General features: G+C 33.8%; 21 protein-coding genes and 1 other annotated feature. All 21 genes read right to left on the minus strand.

Features of this window, described 5'->3' with window-relative positions; all coding sequences use genetic code 11:
* Positions 1-3 precede the first annotated feature (3 nt).
* The 21 genes from rplX to tpiA all read right to left on the minus strand — a co-directional run bounded on the left by rplX (position 4) and on the right by tpiA (position 17,471).
* On the minus strand, positions 4-342 hold the full coding sequence (gene rplX, locus C7U55_RS06050) for a 50S ribosomal protein L24 (RefSeq protein ID WP_048925129.1): 339 nt from the start codon (positions 340-342) through the stop codon (positions 4-6).
* A 13-nt stretch (positions 343-355) separates the two neighbouring features.
* A complete protein-coding gene (rplN, locus tag C7U55_RS06055; RefSeq protein ID WP_022001357.1) occupies positions 356-724 on the minus strand; it encodes a 50S ribosomal protein L14 in 369 nt (122 codons plus the stop codon).
* 25 nt (positions 725-749) lie between these two features.
* Complete coding sequence (rpsQ, locus tag C7U55_RS06060) at positions 750-1,010, minus strand: 30S ribosomal protein S17 (RefSeq protein WP_048925130.1); 261 nt, start codon at positions 1,008-1,010, stop codon at positions 750-752.
* A 12-nt stretch (positions 1,011-1,022) separates the two neighbouring features.
* Positions 1,023-1,217, minus strand: a complete 195-nt coding sequence (gene rpmC / locus C7U55_RS06065) for a 50S ribosomal protein L29 (RefSeq protein ID WP_048925131.1) — start codon at positions 1,215-1,217, stop codon at positions 1,023-1,025.
* 2 nt (positions 1,218-1,219) lie between these two features.
* Positions 1,220-1,630, minus strand: coding sequence for a 50S ribosomal protein L16 (gene rplP, locus C7U55_RS06070; RefSeq protein WP_022001354.1), 411 nt, complete (start codon positions 1,628-1,630; stop codon positions 1,220-1,222).
* 2 nt (positions 1,631-1,632) lie between these two features.
* Complete coding sequence (gene rpsC / locus C7U55_RS06075) at positions 1,633-2,286, minus strand: 30S ribosomal protein S3 (RefSeq protein WP_048925132.1); 654 nt, start codon at positions 2,284-2,286, stop codon at positions 1,633-1,635.
* 11 nt (positions 2,287-2,297) lie between these two features.
* Positions 2,298-2,630: a 50S ribosomal protein L22 gene (gene rplV, locus C7U55_RS06080; protein ID WP_022001352.1), complete on the minus strand. Its 333-nt coding sequence runs from the start codon at positions 2,628-2,630 to the stop codon at positions 2,298-2,300.
* Between the two features lie 15 nt (positions 2,631-2,645).
* Positions 2,646-2,924, minus strand: coding sequence for a 30S ribosomal protein S19 (rpsS, locus tag C7U55_RS06085; protein ID WP_022001351.1), 279 nt, complete (start codon positions 2,922-2,924; stop codon positions 2,646-2,648).
* Between the two features lie 17 nt (positions 2,925-2,941).
* The gene (rplB, locus tag C7U55_RS06090) at positions 2,942-3,775 is read right to left on the minus strand and encodes a 50S ribosomal protein L2 (RefSeq protein WP_106987796.1); all 834 of its coding nucleotides are present in this window, start codon (positions 3,773-3,775) and stop codon (positions 2,942-2,944) included.
* A 54-nt stretch (positions 3,776-3,829) separates the two neighbouring features.
* Complete coding sequence (gene rplW, locus C7U55_RS06095; RefSeq protein WP_106987797.1) at positions 3,830-4,120, minus strand: 50S ribosomal protein L23; 291 nt, start codon at positions 4,118-4,120, stop codon at positions 3,830-3,832.
* The gene (rplD, locus tag C7U55_RS06100; RefSeq protein WP_048925135.1) at positions 4,120-4,743 is read right to left on the minus strand and encodes a 50S ribosomal protein L4; all 624 of its coding nucleotides are present in this window, start codon (positions 4,741-4,743) and stop codon (positions 4,120-4,122) included. Before rplD ends, rplW begins: the two co-directional genes overlap by 1 nt.
* Before the next feature lie 22 nt (positions 4,744-4,765).
* A complete protein-coding gene (rplC, locus tag C7U55_RS06105) occupies positions 4,766-5,488 on the minus strand; it encodes a 50S ribosomal protein L3 (protein ID WP_048925136.1) in 723 nt (240 codons plus the stop codon).
* A 21-nt stretch (positions 5,489-5,509) separates the two neighbouring features.
* Entirely contained in the window at positions 5,510-5,818 is a 309-nt protein-coding gene (gene rpsJ, locus C7U55_RS06110) for a 30S ribosomal protein S10 (protein WP_048925137.1), read from the minus strand.
* A gap of 296 nt (positions 5,819-6,114) precedes the next feature.
* A complete protein-coding gene (gene rpoC / locus C7U55_RS06115) occupies positions 6,115-9,765 on the minus strand; it encodes a DNA-directed RNA polymerase subunit beta' (RefSeq protein ID WP_106987798.1) in 3,651 nt (1,216 codons plus the stop codon).
* Positions 9,766-9,779: 14 nt separating this feature from the next.
* Positions 9,780-13,385, minus strand: coding sequence for a DNA-directed RNA polymerase subunit beta (rpoB, locus tag C7U55_RS06120; RefSeq protein ID WP_106987799.1), 3,606 nt, complete (start codon positions 13,383-13,385; stop codon positions 9,780-9,782).
* Positions 13,386-13,533: 148 nt separating this feature from the next.
* Positions 13,534-14,124 (minus strand): class I SAM-dependent methyltransferase, encoded by a 591-nt coding sequence (locus tag C7U55_RS06125; protein WP_106987800.1) that lies wholly within the window; start codon positions 14,122-14,124, stop codon positions 13,534-13,536.
* Between the two features lie 103 nt (positions 14,125-14,227).
* Positions 14,228-14,599: a 50S ribosomal protein L7/L12 gene (gene rplL, locus C7U55_RS06130; protein WP_048925141.1), complete on the minus strand. Its 372-nt coding sequence runs from the start codon at positions 14,597-14,599 to the stop codon at positions 14,228-14,230.
* Between the two features lie 29 nt (positions 14,600-14,628).
* On the minus strand, positions 14,629-15,183 hold the full coding sequence (gene rplJ, locus C7U55_RS06135) for a 50S ribosomal protein L10 (RefSeq protein ID WP_106987801.1): 555 nt from the start codon (positions 15,181-15,183) through the stop codon (positions 14,629-14,631).
* Between the two features lie 41 nt (positions 15,184-15,224).
* Positions 15,225-15,343 (minus strand) — a sequence feature (ribosomal protein L10 leader region).
* A 9-nt stretch (positions 15,344-15,352) separates the two neighbouring features.
* Positions 15,353-16,039 carry a 50S ribosomal protein L1 gene (rplA, locus tag C7U55_RS06140; protein ID WP_022002411.1) on the minus strand — a complete coding sequence of 229 codons (687 nt, stop codon included), beginning with the start codon at positions 16,037-16,039 and terminating at the stop codon, positions 15,353-15,355.
* Positions 16,040-16,087: 48 nt separating this feature from the next.
* On the minus strand, positions 16,088-16,510 hold the full coding sequence (rplK, locus tag C7U55_RS06145) for a 50S ribosomal protein L11 (protein ID WP_022002410.1): 423 nt from the start codon (positions 16,508-16,510) through the stop codon (positions 16,088-16,090).
* A 217-nt stretch (positions 16,511-16,727) separates the two neighbouring features.
* Positions 16,728-17,471 carry a triose-phosphate isomerase gene (tpiA, locus tag C7U55_RS06150; RefSeq protein ID WP_106987802.1) on the minus strand — a complete coding sequence of 248 codons (744 nt, stop codon included), beginning with the start codon at positions 17,469-17,471 and terminating at the stop codon, positions 16,728-16,730.
* Positions 17,472-17,484 lie beyond the last annotated feature (13 nt).

Raw genomic sequence — 17,484 nt, forward strand, 5'->3', positions numbered from 1 at the left:
CAATTATTTCTTTTTCTTAGAATCAACTTCTGCACCTGTTTTTTTATTAACACGTACTTTAGTTTTCTTTCCATTTTCATCTACAGATACTTTATATCCTAATTTAGCTGCAGATTTTGATTTTGAATCATAGAATGCAACATTAGAAACATGAATTGGAGCTTCTTTGTTAACAATTCCACCTTCAGGATCAGCTTGTGAAGGTTTAACATGTTTTGTTACCATGTTTACTCCTTCAACGATTACTCTTTCTTCTTTAGCAAGAACTTGTAACACTTCACCTGTCTTACCTTTATCTTTACCTGCGATAACTACAACAGTATCACCAACACGGATTTTCATGTGCCACGCCTCCTTATAATACTTCTGGAGCTAATGATACGATTTTCATGAAATCAGCATCTCTTAACTCTCTTGCAACTGGTCCAAAGATACGAGTCCCTCTTGGAGACTTATCATCTTTGATAATAACACAAGCGTTATCATCGAATTTGATGTAAGATCCGTTTTCACGTCCTACAGCATATTTAGTTCTAACGATAACAGCTTTTACTACTTCACCTTTTTTAACAGTACCATTTGGAGCTGCTTGTTTAACTGTTGCTACAACAACATCTCCAATACTACTTGTTTTTCTATTTGACCCACCTAAGTTACGGATTACTAATACTTCTTTAGCACCAGTATTATCAGCAACTTTAAGTCTACTTTCGTTTTGAATCATTCCGGTTACCTCCTTTTAGAGTTTATTAAACTGTTTCTGCTTTTTTAACGATTTCTACTAAACGGAAACGTTTTGTAGCAGATAATGGTCTTGTTGACATGATTTTAACTGTATCTCCAACTTGAGCTTCGTTATTTTCATCATGTGCATGAAATTTTGTAGAAGATTTCATACGTTTACCATATAACTTATGTTTTACATGTGTTTCAACTAGCACTGTAATAGTTTTATCCATTTTAGTAGATACAACTGTACCAGTATAAACTTTACGATTATTTCTTTCCATTTGTATCTCCTCCTATTGGTTTAATTCTCTTTCTCTAATCACTGTTTTAATACGAGCGATTGTTTTACGAACTTGTCTAATACGTGCAGTGTTTTCTAATTGTCCTGTAGCTTGTTGGAATCTTAATCCAAAAAGCTCTTTTTTGTATTCTTCAACTTTAGCTAATAAAGCTGGAGTATCTAATTCTCTAATTTCTTGCGCTGTCATAACTATTCACCCTTTCCAATGATTTTACATTTAATAGGTAATTTATGAGATGCAAGTCTTAAAGCTTCTCTTAATGTAGCTTCATCTAAACCAGCAACTTCAAATAATACTCTACCAGTTTTTACTACTGCTACCCATTCTTCTGGAGAACCTTTACCTGATCCCATACGTACTTCTAATGGTTTTTTAGTTTTAGCTAAGTGAGGGAAAATTCTAATCCATACTTTACCACCACGGTTCATATAACGGTTGATGGCAATACGTGCTGCTTCAATTTGACGAGAAGTAATCCAAGCACCTTCAGTTGCTACTAAACCAAATTCACCAAATGATACTTTGTCTCCACCTTTAGTTCTACCTTCGTAGCTAACACGGTGAGGTCTTCTGTATTTTGTTCTTTTAGGCATCAACATGATTATTTATCCCCTTTCTTCTTTTCAGGAAGGATTTCTCCCTTACAAATCCAAACTTTAACTCCTAATTTACCATAAGTTGTATCTGCTTCTGCAGTCGCATAATCGATATCAGCTCTTAAAGTATGAAGAGGGACATTCCCTTCAGAGTAACCTTCAGCACGAGCCATATCAGCTCCACCTAAACGTCCTGAAACATTAGTTTTAATTCCTTTAGCTCCAGCTCTCATTGCTCTTTGAATAGCACGTTTTTGAACTGTTCTAAATGATGCACGATTTTCTAATTGTTCTGCGATATTGTTAGCAACTAATTGAGCAACAACATCTGGGTTTTTAATTTCAACAATGTTAATGAAAACTTGTTTACTGCTTACTAATTTTGATACTTCTTTTCTTAAAGCATCAACTGATTCACCATCTTTACCAATAACTACACCAGGTCTAGATGTGTGAACAAAAATTGTTACACGGTTTTTAGATCTTTCGATTTCTACTTTAGCTACTGAAGCAGTTTTAAGTTTTTTAAGGATATATTCACGAACTCTAATATCTTCATGTAATAAACCAGCGAAATCTTGATCATTTGCGTACCATCTTGAATCCCAATCACGGTTAACACCAACACGTAAACCTACTGGACTTACTTTTTGACCCATTCTAGTACCTCCTATCTTTCATCAACCACACAAGTAATGTGGCATGTTCTTTTTAAAATTCTTGTTCCGCTACCTTTAGCTCTTGCAGCGAATCTTTTTAAAATTGGACCTTCATCAACGAAGATTGCTTTAACATATAATTTTTCTGCATCTGCATCATTGTTGTATACTGCATTTTGAGCTGCAGATTTAACAACTTTTGAGATTGCAGGAGAAGCAGCTTTATTAGTATATTCTAAGATACCAAGTGCTTCTTTAACTGTTTTACCTCTTACTAAATCAACTACTAATCTTGCTTTTTGAGGTGATACACGAATTGTTTTAGCTACTGCTTTTGCTTCCATGTTCTATTCTCCTCTCTATTTCTTTCCTTTTTTATCGTCAGCATCATGACCATGGAAAGTTCTAGTAGGAGCGAATTCTCCTAATTTATGACCAACCATGTCTTCAGTAACGTAAACAGGAATATGTTCTTTTCCGTTATATACTGCAAATGTATGTTCGATAAATTGAGGGAAGATTGTTGAACGTCTTGACCAAGTTTTGATAACTTCTTTTTTACCTGATTCATTTAATGCTTCTACTTTTTTCATTAAATGAGCATCAACAAATGGTCCCTTTTTTAAACTACGTGCCATTTTTTCTTTCCTCCTTATTATTTACCATTGCGACGACGTACGATTAATTTAGTCGAAGCTTTTTTGTTCTTTCTAGTTTTAACACCCATAGCTTTTTTACCCCATGGAGTCATTGGAGCTTTACGTCCGATAGAAGTTCTACCTTCCCCACCACCATGAGGGTGATCGTTAGGGTTCATTACAGAACCACGAACTGTAGGTCTAACACCTTTCCATCTCATACGTCCAGCTTTACCATAGTTTACTAAACCATGATCTTCATTTCCGACAACACCAATTGTAGCTCTACATACAGATAATAATTTTCTAACTTCACCTGATGCAAGTCTTACAATTACATATTTGTCTTCTTTACCTAAGATTTGAGCAGACACACCAGCAGATCTTGCGATTTGTCCACCTTTTCCAGGTTGCATTTCGATATTGTGAATTACAGTACCTTCAGGCATATTTCCCATTGGTAATGCGTTACCAACTTTGATATCTGCGTTTTCACCAGAAATGATTTCCATTCCTACTTCTAACCCTTTTGGAGCTAAGATATATCTTTTTTCACCATCTACATAGTTAATTAATGCGATGTTTGCTGATCTATTTGGATCATATTCAATAGTTGCAACTTTCCCTGGAACATTATCTTTATTTCTTTTGAAATCGATAATACGGTATTTTTGTTTATGTCCACCACCATGATGACGTGTTGTGATAACACCTTGGTTGTTACGACCACCGTTTTTAGATTTTTTTGCAACTAAAGATTTTTCAGGTTTATTTGTTGTAATTTCTTCATAAGTTAATGAAGTCATATTACGACGACCGTTAGTCACTGGCTTATAAGTTTTAATTGCCATCTTTAGTTTCCTCCTAATTTCTTATCTGGAATGAGTTTTCCAATATTTTATCAATTAATCTTCATCAAAATAATTGATTGTGCTTCCTTCAGCTAATTTAACGATAGCTTTTCTTCTTTTATTAGTTTTACCTTCATATCTACCCATTCTTTTAGCTTTAGGTTTAACATTCATAATGTTAACTTTTTCAACTTTTACATTGAATAATTTTTCAACTGCGATTTTAACTTCTGTTTTATTAGCGTTTAAATCTACATCGAATGTATATTTATTTTCTTCAGTTTGAAGGGCTAATGACTTTTCAGTAAGTACTGGTTTTTTTAATACATCTGTAATGTGTGCCATTATGCTAATACCTCCTCAACAGCTTTAATTGCAGCTTCAGTCATAATTAACTTATCGCTGTTTAAGATATCATAAACATTTACATGTTTAGCATCTAATAATTTAACTCCTGGGATATTGCTTGCTGATTTTTCAACATTTAATGTGATTTCATCAACAACGATTAATGTTTTTGCAGGAGCATTTAAGTTTTCTAATACTTTAACCATTTGTTTAGTTTTTGGAGCTTCGAATGAAATTCCATCGATTGCTGTAAATTCATTATCTTGAACTTTTGAAGATAATGCAGATTTTAAAGCTAATCTTCTAACTTTACGGTTTAATTTGAATTTGTAACTTCTTGGTGTAGGACCAAAGACAACTCCTCCGCCTCTCCATTGTGGAGCACGAATAGAACCTTGTCTAGCTCTACCTGTACCTTTTTGACGCCATGGTTTTTTTCCACCACCAGCAACTTCAGTACGGTTTTTAACTTTATGTGTACCTTGTCTTAAAGATGCTCTTTGTAATAAGACCATATCGAACATAGCTTGTTTATGTGGTTCAATACCGAAAACTGCTTCGTTTAATTCTAAGTCTTTAACTTCTGCACCTTCTTGGTTAAATACTTTTACGTTAAGCATTCTCATTTCCTCCTTCTTCAAATTATTCTGCAGCAGCTGTTTCTACAGCTTCTTCTACTACAGTTTCTTCAACTTCTTCTGGAGTGTAATCTACTAATTCATGTACTGGATTTACTTTACCAGCTTTTTTGATAGCAGTTTTAACAACAACTAAACCTTTTTTAGGTCCTGGTACTGAACCTTTGATTAATAATAAGTTGTTTTCTGGATCTACTGCTACAACTTCTAAGTTTTGAATTGTACGAGTTACATGTCCCATTTGTCCTGGTAATTTTTTACCTGGAGCGATTCTGTTTGGAGCGATTGGTCCCATTGAACCAACAATTCTATGAGCTCCTGAACCATGTCCTTTAGGACCAATGTGTTGTCCATGTCTCTTAATAACACCTTGATAACCTTTACCTTTTGAAGTTCCTGTTACATCTACGACTTCACCAGCTACGAAGCTATCAACAGTAATTTTATCTCCAACTTCATAACTCATCATTTCGTCATAACGAAATTCTTTAATGAAGCGCTTAGGAGCTGTGTTAGCTTTGTTTGCAATTCCTTTTTCAGCTTTGTTTGCTAATTTTTCTCTTTTATCTTCAAAACCAACTTTTACTGCATCATATCCGTCAGTAGCAACTGTTTTCTTTTGTAAAACTACGTTTTCAGTAGCTTCTACAACAGTAACTGGGATTAATACACCATCTGTAGTGAAGACTTGAGTCATTCCAATCTTACGACCTAAGATTCCTTTCATGAGTTACACCTTTTACCTTTCTTATAATTTAATTTCAATGTCTACACCACTAGGTAATTCTAATCTAGTTAAAACATCAACTGTTTCTGGTGTAGGGTTCACAATGTCGATTAAACGTTTGTGAGTTCTAATTTCAAATTGTTCACGTGAATCTTTATATTTGTGAACAGCTCTAAGGATTGTATATATTTCCTTTTCAGTAGGTAATGGTACTGGACCAACTACTTGAGCACCTGATTTTTTTGCAGAAGTAATAATTTTTTCTGCTGAAGCGTCTAGAATTTTATGATCAAATGATTTTAATCTAATTCTAATTTTGTTATTTGCCATGATATTCTCTCCTTTCAAAATTCATATAGGATTTGATTCACTCATTGCGAATTACCTGAAACATGCCGTTTCATGACAACGCTTTTCGGTGTTTCAGCAACCTCGCACTTCTACGTGACATCAACATTTGTATTATATGTTAAATTATGCCTAAATGCAATACTTTTTTACTATTTTTTTAAATTTTTTTATTAAATTATTTTCTCGAAAAAGTACGATTCTAAAAGCATTATTTTTGCTCTTTTCTTTTATAAAAAAGAGCTAACCCCTTAAAGTTAACTCTTCTAAATATATTTTTAATAATTGTTTTCTACATAGCTTTCTTCACCATCTAATTTAGCTAATTCTGCTTGTCTTGCTTCTTCAGCTTCTTTAGCTAATGTTTCAGGCGATTTTAAAGGACCTCTAAATCCAGTACCTGCTGGTAATAATTTACCAATAAGTACATTTTCTTTTAATCCTTTTAACATATCTTTCTTACCTTTAATAGAAGCATCAGTTAAGATCTTAGTTGTTTCTTGGAAAGATGCTGCTGATAAGAATGAATCAGTTTCAAGTGAAGCTTTTGTGATACCTAATAAGATTGGTCTACCTACAGCTGGATGTTTTCCTTCTTTTAATGCTTCTCTATTTAATTCAGTAAATTGAGTAACATTAACATGAGTTCCAGGAAGTGTTCCAGTATCTCCACCTTCAACAATTCTAATTTTCTTCAACATTTGTTTTACGATAATTTCGATATGTTTATCTGAAATTTCGATACCTTGGATACGGTATACTTTTTGAACTTCTTTAATAATATAGTTTTCAACAGCTTCTGTATCAGCTACATTTAATAATTCTTTAGGATCGATAGAACCTTTAGTAATCTTATCACCAATGTTAACATGATCACCAACATTAACTCTTAATTTAGCACCATAAGGAGTTAAATAACTTCTTGTTTCTAAATCATTAGAAACAACAACTTCCATTCTTCCTGAATTATCAATGATATTCGATACTTCACCTTCTATTTCAGAAATAATTGATTTAGCTTTTGGATTACGTGCTTCAAATAACTCTTGGATACGAGGTAACCCTTGAGTGATATCGGCACCACCGGCAACCCCACCATCATGGAAAGTACGCATTGTTAACTGAGTACCTGGTTCACCGATTGATTGTGCAGCCATAACTCCAACAGCTTCACCTAATTCAACAACATTACCTGTTGCTAAGTTACGACCATAACATTTTTTACAAACTCCGCCTTTAGCAACGCAGCCAAGAACTGAACGAATTTCAACTTCTTTAATACCTGCATCGCATACAACTTTAGCGTTTTGTTCTGTAAAAATTTCACCAGCAGCAACTAATAATTCTTTAGTTTCTGGATGGTAAACATCTTTTTGTGAATAACGACCAACTAAACGGTCATATAATGGAACGATAACTGTGTTGTCATCTGTATTATATAATTCAGTAACAACGAAACCTCTATCTGTTCCACAATCTTCTTCAGAAATAATAACTTCTTGAGCAACGTCTACTAAACGTCTTGTTAAGTAACCTGAATCGGCAGTCTTTAAGGCAGTATCTGTAGAACCTTTACGGGCACCATGTGTCGAAATAAAGAATTCTGATGCTGTTAAACCTTCACGGAAGGCAGACTTGATTGGTAACTCGATTGTTTCCCCTTTTGGATTGGACATCAATCCACGCATACCTACTAACTGAGTGAAGTTAGAAAGTGATCCACGGGCACCCGAATCAGACATGATGAAGATTGGGTTACGATCATCAGCTTCGAACTCTTGACGTACGACTTCTTGTACTTCATCTTTAACACCAGTCCATAATTTGATTACGCTTTGATATCTTTCTGCTTCAGTTAATTTACCTTTATTGTAGAATTGTTTAATTTGTTCAAGTTTATGATCTGCTTTATCAAAGATTTCAAATTTAGCTTGAGGTACTTGGATATCATAAGCAGATACTGTAATACCAGCAATTGTTGAATATTTAAATCCTTGATCTTTTAACTTATCAAGCATTAAGCTTGTATCAGTTAATGCAGATTGTTTGAATACTTCATCAATGATATTTCCTAAAGCTTTTTTACCTAGTGGTTTTACTACTTCTTGAGCAGTGATATGTGCTTTAATATCAGTTCCCATTGGTACGAAGTATTTATCAGGAGTTTTAGTTAAATTTTCTTTACCTGGTTCATTGATAAATGGGAATTGTCCATCAAAGATATCATTAAAGAAAATTTTACCTACAGTTGTAATTAAATAACTGTTATTTTGTGCTTCTGTAAATGTTGCATTGTGTAATGCAGATGCTTTAATAGCAACTCTTGTATGAAGAGTAACAGTTTTAGCAAAATAAGCATGATCTACTTCATTTCTATCCGCAAAGACAGTACCTTCACCAATTGCTCCAACATCTTCTAATGTTAAGTAGTAATTACCTAACACCATATCTTGGGATGGAGTAACGATAGGTTTACCATCTTTAGGACCTAAGATATTTGTTGATCCTAACATTAATTGTCTTGCTTCTTGAATTGCTTCTTCACCTAATGGTACATGGACAGCCATTTGGTCACCATCGAAATCGGCGTTGAACGCTGGAGTTACTAATGGATGAAGACGAATAGCACGTCCTTCTACTAATTTAGGTTCGAATGCTTGAATACCTAATCTATGAAGAGTTGGCGCACGGTTTAATAATACTGGATGTGCTTTAATAACTTCTTCAACAATTGGCCAAATTTTATCATCCATTTTATCAATTAATCTTTCAGCTGCTTTAATGTTTGTAGCGATTTCTTGATCAACTAAACCATGGATAACAAATGGTTTAAATAAGCTTAATGCCATTTCACGTGGGATACCACATTGATACATTTTTAAGTCCGGTCCTACAGCGATAACTGAACGTCCTGAGTAATCAACACGTTTACCTAATAAGTTTTGACGGAAACGTCCTTGCTTACCTTTTAATGTATGACTTAATGATTTTAATGCACGCCCTCCAGCACCAGTAATTGGTTTAGAACGACGACCATTATCGATTAAGGCATCAACAGCTTCTTGTAACATACGTTTTTCGTTTTGTACGATAATAGAAGGTGTCCCAAGTTCTAATAATTTTTTCAAACGGTTATTACGAGTAATAACACGTCTATATAAGTCATTTAAATCACTTGTTGCAAAACGCCCACCATCTAATTGTAACATTGGTCTTAAATCAGGTGGAATAACTGGTAATGCTTCAAGAATCATCCATTCTGGTTGATTATCAGAAGATCTAAATGCTTCAATAGCTTCTAATCTCTTTAATAATTTTGTACGTTTTTGTCCTTGAGCTTCTTTTAATTCTTTAGAAACAATTTCAAATTCAGCATCTAAATCAACCTGTTTTAATAATGTTTGAATTGCTTCAGCCCCAATTTGAGCTTCGAATGTATGACCAAATTGTTCATAACATTTACGATAATCTCTTTCTGATAAAACTTGTTTATATTCTAAAGGTGTAGATCCTTTATCAATAACAACATAAGAAACGAAATAAATAATTTCTTCTAGTTGTTTTGGTGACATATCTAAGATTAATCCCATTCTTGATGGAATACCTTTTAAATACCAAATATGTGCAACCGGTGTTGCTAATTCAATATGTCCCATACGTTCACGACGTACTGCAGATTTTGTAACTTCTACACCACATCGATCACATACGACACCTTTATATCTAATTTTCTTATATTTTCCACAACTACATTCCCAATCCTTAGATGGTCCAAAGATTCTTTCACAGAATAGACCATCTTTTTCAGGTTTTTGAGAACGGTAGTTAATCGTTTCAGGCTTTTTAACTTCACCATAAGACCATTCACGAATTTTTTCAGGAGATGCTAATCCAATTTGGATTGATGAAAATTTATTAGTATTTGCCATTTTCTATTCCCTCCTTATAATGTTTCACTTTCTTCAGTTTCAGCTAATTCTTCAGATTCTACAGCATCAGTAACTACTTCTTTTTCTTCATTGACATCTTCTTTTTCAATTGATCTTGGGAAGCGTCTTTCTTCGTCTTCGATATTTCTTTCATCAATTTCTTGATCATTTTCATCTAATAGACGAATATCTAATGCTAAGGCTTGTAATTCTTTCTTTAATACTCTAAATGATTCAGGTAATCCTGGTTCTGGCATTGGTTGTCCTTTAACAATAGCTTCATAAGTTTTAACACGACCAACAACATCATCAGATTTAACTGTTAAGATTTCACGAAGTGTATAAGCAGCACCATATGCTTCAAGTGCCCAAACTTCCATTTCCCCAAATCTTTGCCCACCGTTTTGAGCTTTACCTCCAAGTGGTTGTTGAGTAACTAATGAGTAAGGTCCAACTGAACGCGCATGTAATTTATCATCAACCATGTGTGATAATTTAACGAAGTACATAATACCTACAGATACAGGTGAGTCAAAATATTCACCAGTACGTCCAGAAATAATTGGTTGTTTACCATCTTCATTCATTCCTGCTTCTTTCATTAAGCTTTCTAAGTCTTCACGATGTAAACCATCAAAAGCAGGAGTTGCAATATATAAACCTAATTGTTTAGCTGCATAACCTAAGTGTAATTCTAATACTTGTCCGATATTCATACGAGATGGAACCCCTAATGGATTTAACATGATATCTAATGGTGTACCATCTTCTAAGTGTGGCATATCTTCAATTGGTAAGATTTTCGAGATAACCCCTTTGTTACCATGACGACCGGCCATTTTATCTCCTTCAGAGATTTTACGTTTTTGTACGATATATACTTTAACAACACGGTTAACACCAGGTTGTAATTCATCACCGTTTTTACGATCAAAGATTTTAATATCATGAACAATACCAGCCCCACCATGAGGAACTCTTAATGAATTATCTTTAACTTCTCTTGATTTTTCACCAAAGATAGCAAGTAATAATTTTTCTTCTGCAGATAATTCTGCTTGTCCTTTAGGTGTTACTTTACCTACTAAGATATCTCCTTCTTTAACTTCAGCACCAATCATGATGATACCATCACTATTTAAGTTTTTACGTGCTTCGTCTCCAACGTTAGGAATATCTCTTGTAATTTCTTCTGGACCTAATTTTGTATCACGACATTCAATTGAATATTCATCAATATGAACAGATGTATAAACATCTTCTTTAACTAATCTTTCAGACATAATAACAGCATCTTCATAATTATAACCATTCCATGTCATGAAACCTACTAATACGTTTTGACCTAACGCTAATTCACCTTGTTCCATTGCTGGGCCATCAGCTAATACTTGACCAACAACAACTTCTTCTCCAACTTTAACAATTGGTTTGTGGTTGATACAAGTTCCGGCATTGGAAATAGCGAATTTAGTTAAACGATATTTGTGAACAACTGCTTCATCATCCACAATTTCAATACGTTTAGCATCTACATAACTTACAGTACCGTTATGTTTACTTACTAAGGCTGCACCAGAATCTCTTGCTGCTTGATATTCCATACCAGTTCCAACAAATGGTGTATGTGGATTTAATAATGGTACGGCTTGACGTTGCATGTTGGCACCCATTAAGGCACGAGTCGCATCATCGTTTTCCAAGAATGGAATACATGAAGTAGCAACAGAAACGATTTGCTTTGGCGAGATATCGATAAAATCAACATCTTCTCTTTTAGCCATAATATTTTCCCCTAAATGACGAGCGATAACTTGTTCATCTAAGATTTCACCTTCATCAGAAGTTTGTACATTGGCTTGAGCAATAATGTAGTTCTTTTCTTCATCAGCAGTTAAATAACGTACATCGTCTTCATCAATGACACAATTATTTACTTTACGATATGGAGTTTCAATAAATCCATATTCATTGATTTTAGCATAAGATGCTAAAGTTGAAATTAACCCGATGTTTGGACCTTCAGGAGTTTCGATTGGACAGATTCTTCCATAATGGGAAGCATGTACGTCACGAACTTCATATCCAGCACGATCTCTTGATAAACCACCAGGACCTAACGCAGATAAACGACGTTTATTTGTTAATTCGGCTAATGGGTTAATTTGATCCATGAATTGAGATAATTGTGATGAAGCAAAGAATTCTTTCATTGCTGCAGTTAATGGACGAATATTTGTTAAAGATTGAGGTGTTACTGAATCAACTTCAGATAATGACATTCTTTCTTTAACAACTCTTTCCATTCTTGATAATCCAATTCTAAATTGATTTTGAATTAATTCTCCTACAGAACGAACACGTCTGTTTCCTAAATGATCGATATCATCTAATAAACCAATACGTGCCATATGAGATACTCTATCTTCAGGAGCTAAATCGTATGAATTAAAAATATCAACTAAGTTTAACATATATGAATAAGCCGCAATCATATCAGAAATTGTGACATATTTACAATTTAACGATAAATCTGTACCAATAACTTTCATGACTTTTGTGCGTGATTCATCAACATAAACATTTAATACTTGTAAAACACCGTTACTTTCTAAACGAGGATTTGTTTTCATTTCAACAGTGTGAGCCCCAGCTTCAAAAACTGGTCTTAATTTATCAACAACCTCATTAGTAACTACTGTACCTTTTGTACATACAACGTTACCATCTATATCTTTTACATCTTCAGCTAAAATACGTCCAGCAATACGATCTAAAAGACTTAATTTCTTTTTAAATTTAAAACGTCCTGCTTTTGCTAAATCATATCTTTTTGGATCAAAGAATCTCGTATATAAAAGATTTGTAGCACCTTCTAAAGTAGCAGGTTCTCCAGGTCTTAACTTATTATAAATTTCAATTAAAGCTTCTTCTGTATTTGTTGTATTATCTTTTGCTAAAGTGTTCAAAATAAATTCATGTTCACCAAAAACATCGATAATATCTTCATTACTAGATAACCCTAATGCACGTAATAAGACAGTTCCTGGGATTTTTCTATTACGATCAATACGAACGTTTAAAACATCTTTTGCATCATTTTCGAACTCTAACCAAGTCCCTCTTGATGGGATAATACTACCTTCAAAGACAGTTTTACCACTTTTATCAATGGCATCAGCAAAGTATGCCCCTGGTGAACGTACTAATTGAGAAACAATAACACGTTCTGCCCCATTAATAATGAAAGTACCAGAATCAGTCATTAATGGGAAATCACCCATAAATACTTCTTGTTCTTTGATTTCACCAGTACCAGAATTGATTAAACGTAAAGTAGCACGAATTGGTGCTGCATAGTTTGCATCACGATCTTTACTTTCGTTTACTGAATACTTTGGTTCATCAAAAGCACAATCAACAAACTCTAATGATAAAGTTTCATTGAAGTTTGTAATTGGGTAGATATCATCAAATACTTCTTTAATTCCTACTTCTTTAAACCATTTGTAAGAATTTGTTTGAATTTCTACTAAATTTGGTAACTCTAAAGATCCTGAAATCCTAGAGTAATTACGACGAGTAATTTTGCTTTTTGCTGTAGTTGTTTGCTTTTCCACGAATTAACTCCACCCTTCTTTATCTCTATTAAACTGTTTTTGAGCGCACAAAAACGCTTGATTTTAAATATTAATAGTCATTATAGTATTTTAGATAAAGGTTTTGAAAAAGTCAATACTCTTTTTACAAAAAATAAAAAAAGAAATATTATCTTTTTACACTATGTAATAAGTAATATCCCTTATCTCTTTTTACAATTTCACAATTATCAAAAACTTCTTCCATTTTCTTTTTAGCCGAAGGAGCTCCTTGTTTTTTCTGTAAAATAACCCATAAACTTCCTTGATCATTTAGATGATCAATTGCTTCAGATAAAATTGTTGTGACTACTTCTTTCCCCGCTCTTACTGGAGGATTCGTAACAATAACATCGTAACTCCCTTGAACATTTTCATAAACATAACTTTTATAAATATTTGCCTGAATATTATTGTTTTTCGCATTTAACTGAGCAAGTTCAATGGCACGATCATTGACATCTACCATATCCACATTTAATTGTGAATAAACTTTATTAAGGCATATTCCAAAGGTACCATAGCCACATCCTACATCAAGAAGTGTTTTTTCATTTGTAATTTTAATATTGTCTAATAAAACACGTGAACCATAATCAATCATACTTTTAGAAAAAACACCATTATCACTTGTAAATAAAAGATCATATTTTTGATATCTAAAAACAAATTGTGATTGTTCACTTTTTAAATCAGTATTATCTGTAAAATAATGTTTCATTTGTATTCCTCTATTTCCTTTTTCTTTATTATACAAATAAATCGGATTTTAACCAATAAAAAAAGAAGAATCGTAAGATCCTTCTTTTAAATCAAAGTTATAATTATTTAACTTCTACTGTAGCTCCAGCAGCTTCTAATTTTTCTTTGATTTCTTTAGCTTCATCAGCAGATACTTTTTCTTTGATTACTGAAGGAACTTTGTCAACTAATCCCTTAGCATCAACTAATCCTAATCCAGTGATTTCTCTTACAGCTTTGATTACAGCAACTTTAGTTCCACCAACTTCAGTTAATGTTACGTTAACTTCTGTAGGTTCAGCAGCAGCTCCAGCATCAGCAGCAGCAGCTACAGCAACTGGTGCAGCAGCAGTTACGTCAAATTTTTCTTCGATTGCTTTTACTAAGTCATTTAATTCTAAAATAGTAGCTTCTTCTAAGTAAGCTAAGATATCTTCATGTGTTAATTTTGCCATGTTTATATTCTCCTTTTCATTTATTCTGCTTATTCAGCAGCTTCTTCTACTTTTTCTTCAGCAGGTGCTTCAACTGGTGCTTCTCCACCATTTTCTTCTCTTGCATCTGCTACAGCTTTTACAACTCTAGCGAATTTGCTAACTGGTGCTTGTAACATACCAAGTAACATTGAGTACATACCTTCACGTCCAGGTAATTTAGCAATTTCATTAATTTCTTCTACTTCTAATACTTTTCCTTCAACAATTCCAGCTTTGATTACTAAAGCATCATGATCTTTAGCAAATTTAGCTAAAACTCTTGCAGGTGCAACGGCATCACTATGACCGAATGCAATAGCGTTTGGACCTACTAATTTATCATTGATTTCAGCATATCCAGCGCTTTCAGTAGCTCTTTGAACTAATTTGTTTTTGTAAACTTTGAATTCTACATCTTCTTCACGTAAGGCTCTACGTAATTCAGTGACTTCAGCTACTGATAATCCACGATATTCTACTACTACAGCAGATTGTGAATCATTAAATTTACCAGTGATTTCTTCAACAACGATTTTTTTCGCATTGATTGATTCTACTGACATTGCTACACCTCCTATAAATTTTTTATATATGCAACAATATACGCGCTATATTTAAAACTCCTATACGTAGATAGGAGTTCAAGTTCATTCATAAACTCAACACCTCGGTAACAAATTAAGGTTTCCCAGTTACTGTCTACGGTATATTGATTGCGACATCTTTTACAAACTATTTAGTAGTTTGAACTTTGATTGCAGGTCCCATAGTTGATGAAACTGCAATGTTTTTAATATAAGTACCTTTTGCTGATGTAGGTTTTAATCTTACGATTAAATCATAAATTGTGTTGAAGTTTTCAACTAATTTAGCATCATCAAATGATACTCTACCGATTGGTAAATGAACGTTACCTTCTTTATCAGTACGGTAAGTTACTTTACCAGCTTTTGTTTCTTGAACTGCTTTAGCAACATCCATAGTTACTGTTCCAGTTTTTGGGTTAGGCATTAAACCTTTAGGTCCTAAGATACGACCTAATTTACCTAATTCAGCCATCATGTTAGGAGTAGCGATCATAACTTCGAAATCTAACCATCCTTTTTTGATGTCTTCTAAAATTTCTTTACCAGCAACGATATCTGCACCAGCATCTTTAGCTTCTTGAGCTTTTTCTCCTTCAGCTACAACTAAAACTTTTTTAGTTTTACCAGTTCCGTGTGGTAATACAACAGCTCCACGTAATTGTTGATCTGCTTGTCTAACATCTAATCCTAAATTGAAAGCAACATCGACACTTGCATCGAATTTTACATTACTTGTTTTTTTAACTAATTCAATAGCTTCTTCAGCTGAATAAAGTTTTCCATTTTCAATTAATGCAGCTGCTTCTGTATATCTTTTACTTTTCTTTGCCATTTAATTTCCTCCTTAGTGGTTATAACGGATTATCCTTCCACGTGATGCTTACGCATCGATTCCTTCAACTTTTACACCCATGTTTTTAGCTGTACCAGCAACGATTTTCATTGCAGCATCTAAATCATAAGCATTTAAGTCAGGCATTTTGTATTCAGCGATTTCTTTTAATTTGTCAGCTGATAATGTTCCTACAGTAGTTGTTCCTGCATTACTAGAACCTTTTTGTACTCCTAAAGCTTTTTTAATCATTTCTGAAGCTGGAGCAGTTTTTAATACAAAGCTGAAATCTTTGTCTTCATATACTGTTAAGACAACTGGTACTGTTTCTCCCATACGATCTTTAGTTTGATCATTGAAAGCAGTACAGAATTTAGGCATTTGGATACCTGCACCTGCTAATGCTGGACCAGGTTTAGCTTGCCCTGCTTTGAATTGAATTTTCATAACTCTAACAACTTTCTTACTCACGCGACATTTCCTCCTTGTAAAAATTTGTCCGTGTTGTGGTCAAATGGGTGTTACCCTTCCACACAACAATGAATACGCAATTATCCTATTGCGTCGACAACTAATTTACCATTATCTCTTGATAAATGCAATACTTTTTTGTATTTTTTTTGCATTTTATCAAATAAATTTAAAAAAAAGAAAAACCCTAGGAAATCCTAGAGTTTTAAATGACCGATTAGTCTAAAGCAGCGATCATTGCTTTATATGAATCTTCAACTAATGAAGCTCCACCAACTAAAGCACCATCAATATCAGGTTGTTCTAATAATGCTTTTAAACCTTCAGGTTTAACAGATCCACCATATTGAATTCTTACTTGATCAGCAACTTCTTGTCCGTATAATTCAGCAACTACTGAACGGATATATCCACAAACATCTTGAGCGATTTCGTTTGTAGCAGTTTTTCCAGTTCCGATAGCCCATACTGGTTCGTAAGCGATAACGCTTCTAGCTGCACATTTAGGACAAACATCTTTGTAAGCAGCAACTACTTGAGTTTTAACAACATCTTTAGTAGTTCCAGCTTCATATTGTTCTAATGTTTCACCAACACATACGATTGGAGTCATATCATTTTTAAGAACTTGAATCATTTTAGCGTTAACTGTTTCATCAGTTTCACCAAAATATTGTCTTCTTTCAGAGTGACCTAAGATAACCCATTCAACTCCGATTTCTTTTAACATTTCAACAGATACTTCACCAGTATAAGCTCCGCTATCTTTGAAGTGTACGTTTTCAGCAGCTACGATTAAATTTTTAGCTCCTGCTTTTGCAGTTTGTAAAGCTAAGTATGGAGTAGCAATTCCCCAATCAGCTTTATCAGTTACTTCTGGATCAACAGCTTCTACGAATGCTTTTGTAGCAGCGATTGTTTTATTCATTTTCCAGTTTCCTACGATAATTGGTTTTCTCATGATTACAAATACC

The sequence above is a fragment of the Faecalibacillus faecis genome (genome assembly GCF_003024675.1).
In the GTDB taxonomy this organism is placed as follows: Bacteria; Bacillota_I; Bacilli_A; order Erysipelotrichales; family Coprobacillaceae; genus Faecalibacillus; species Faecalibacillus faecis.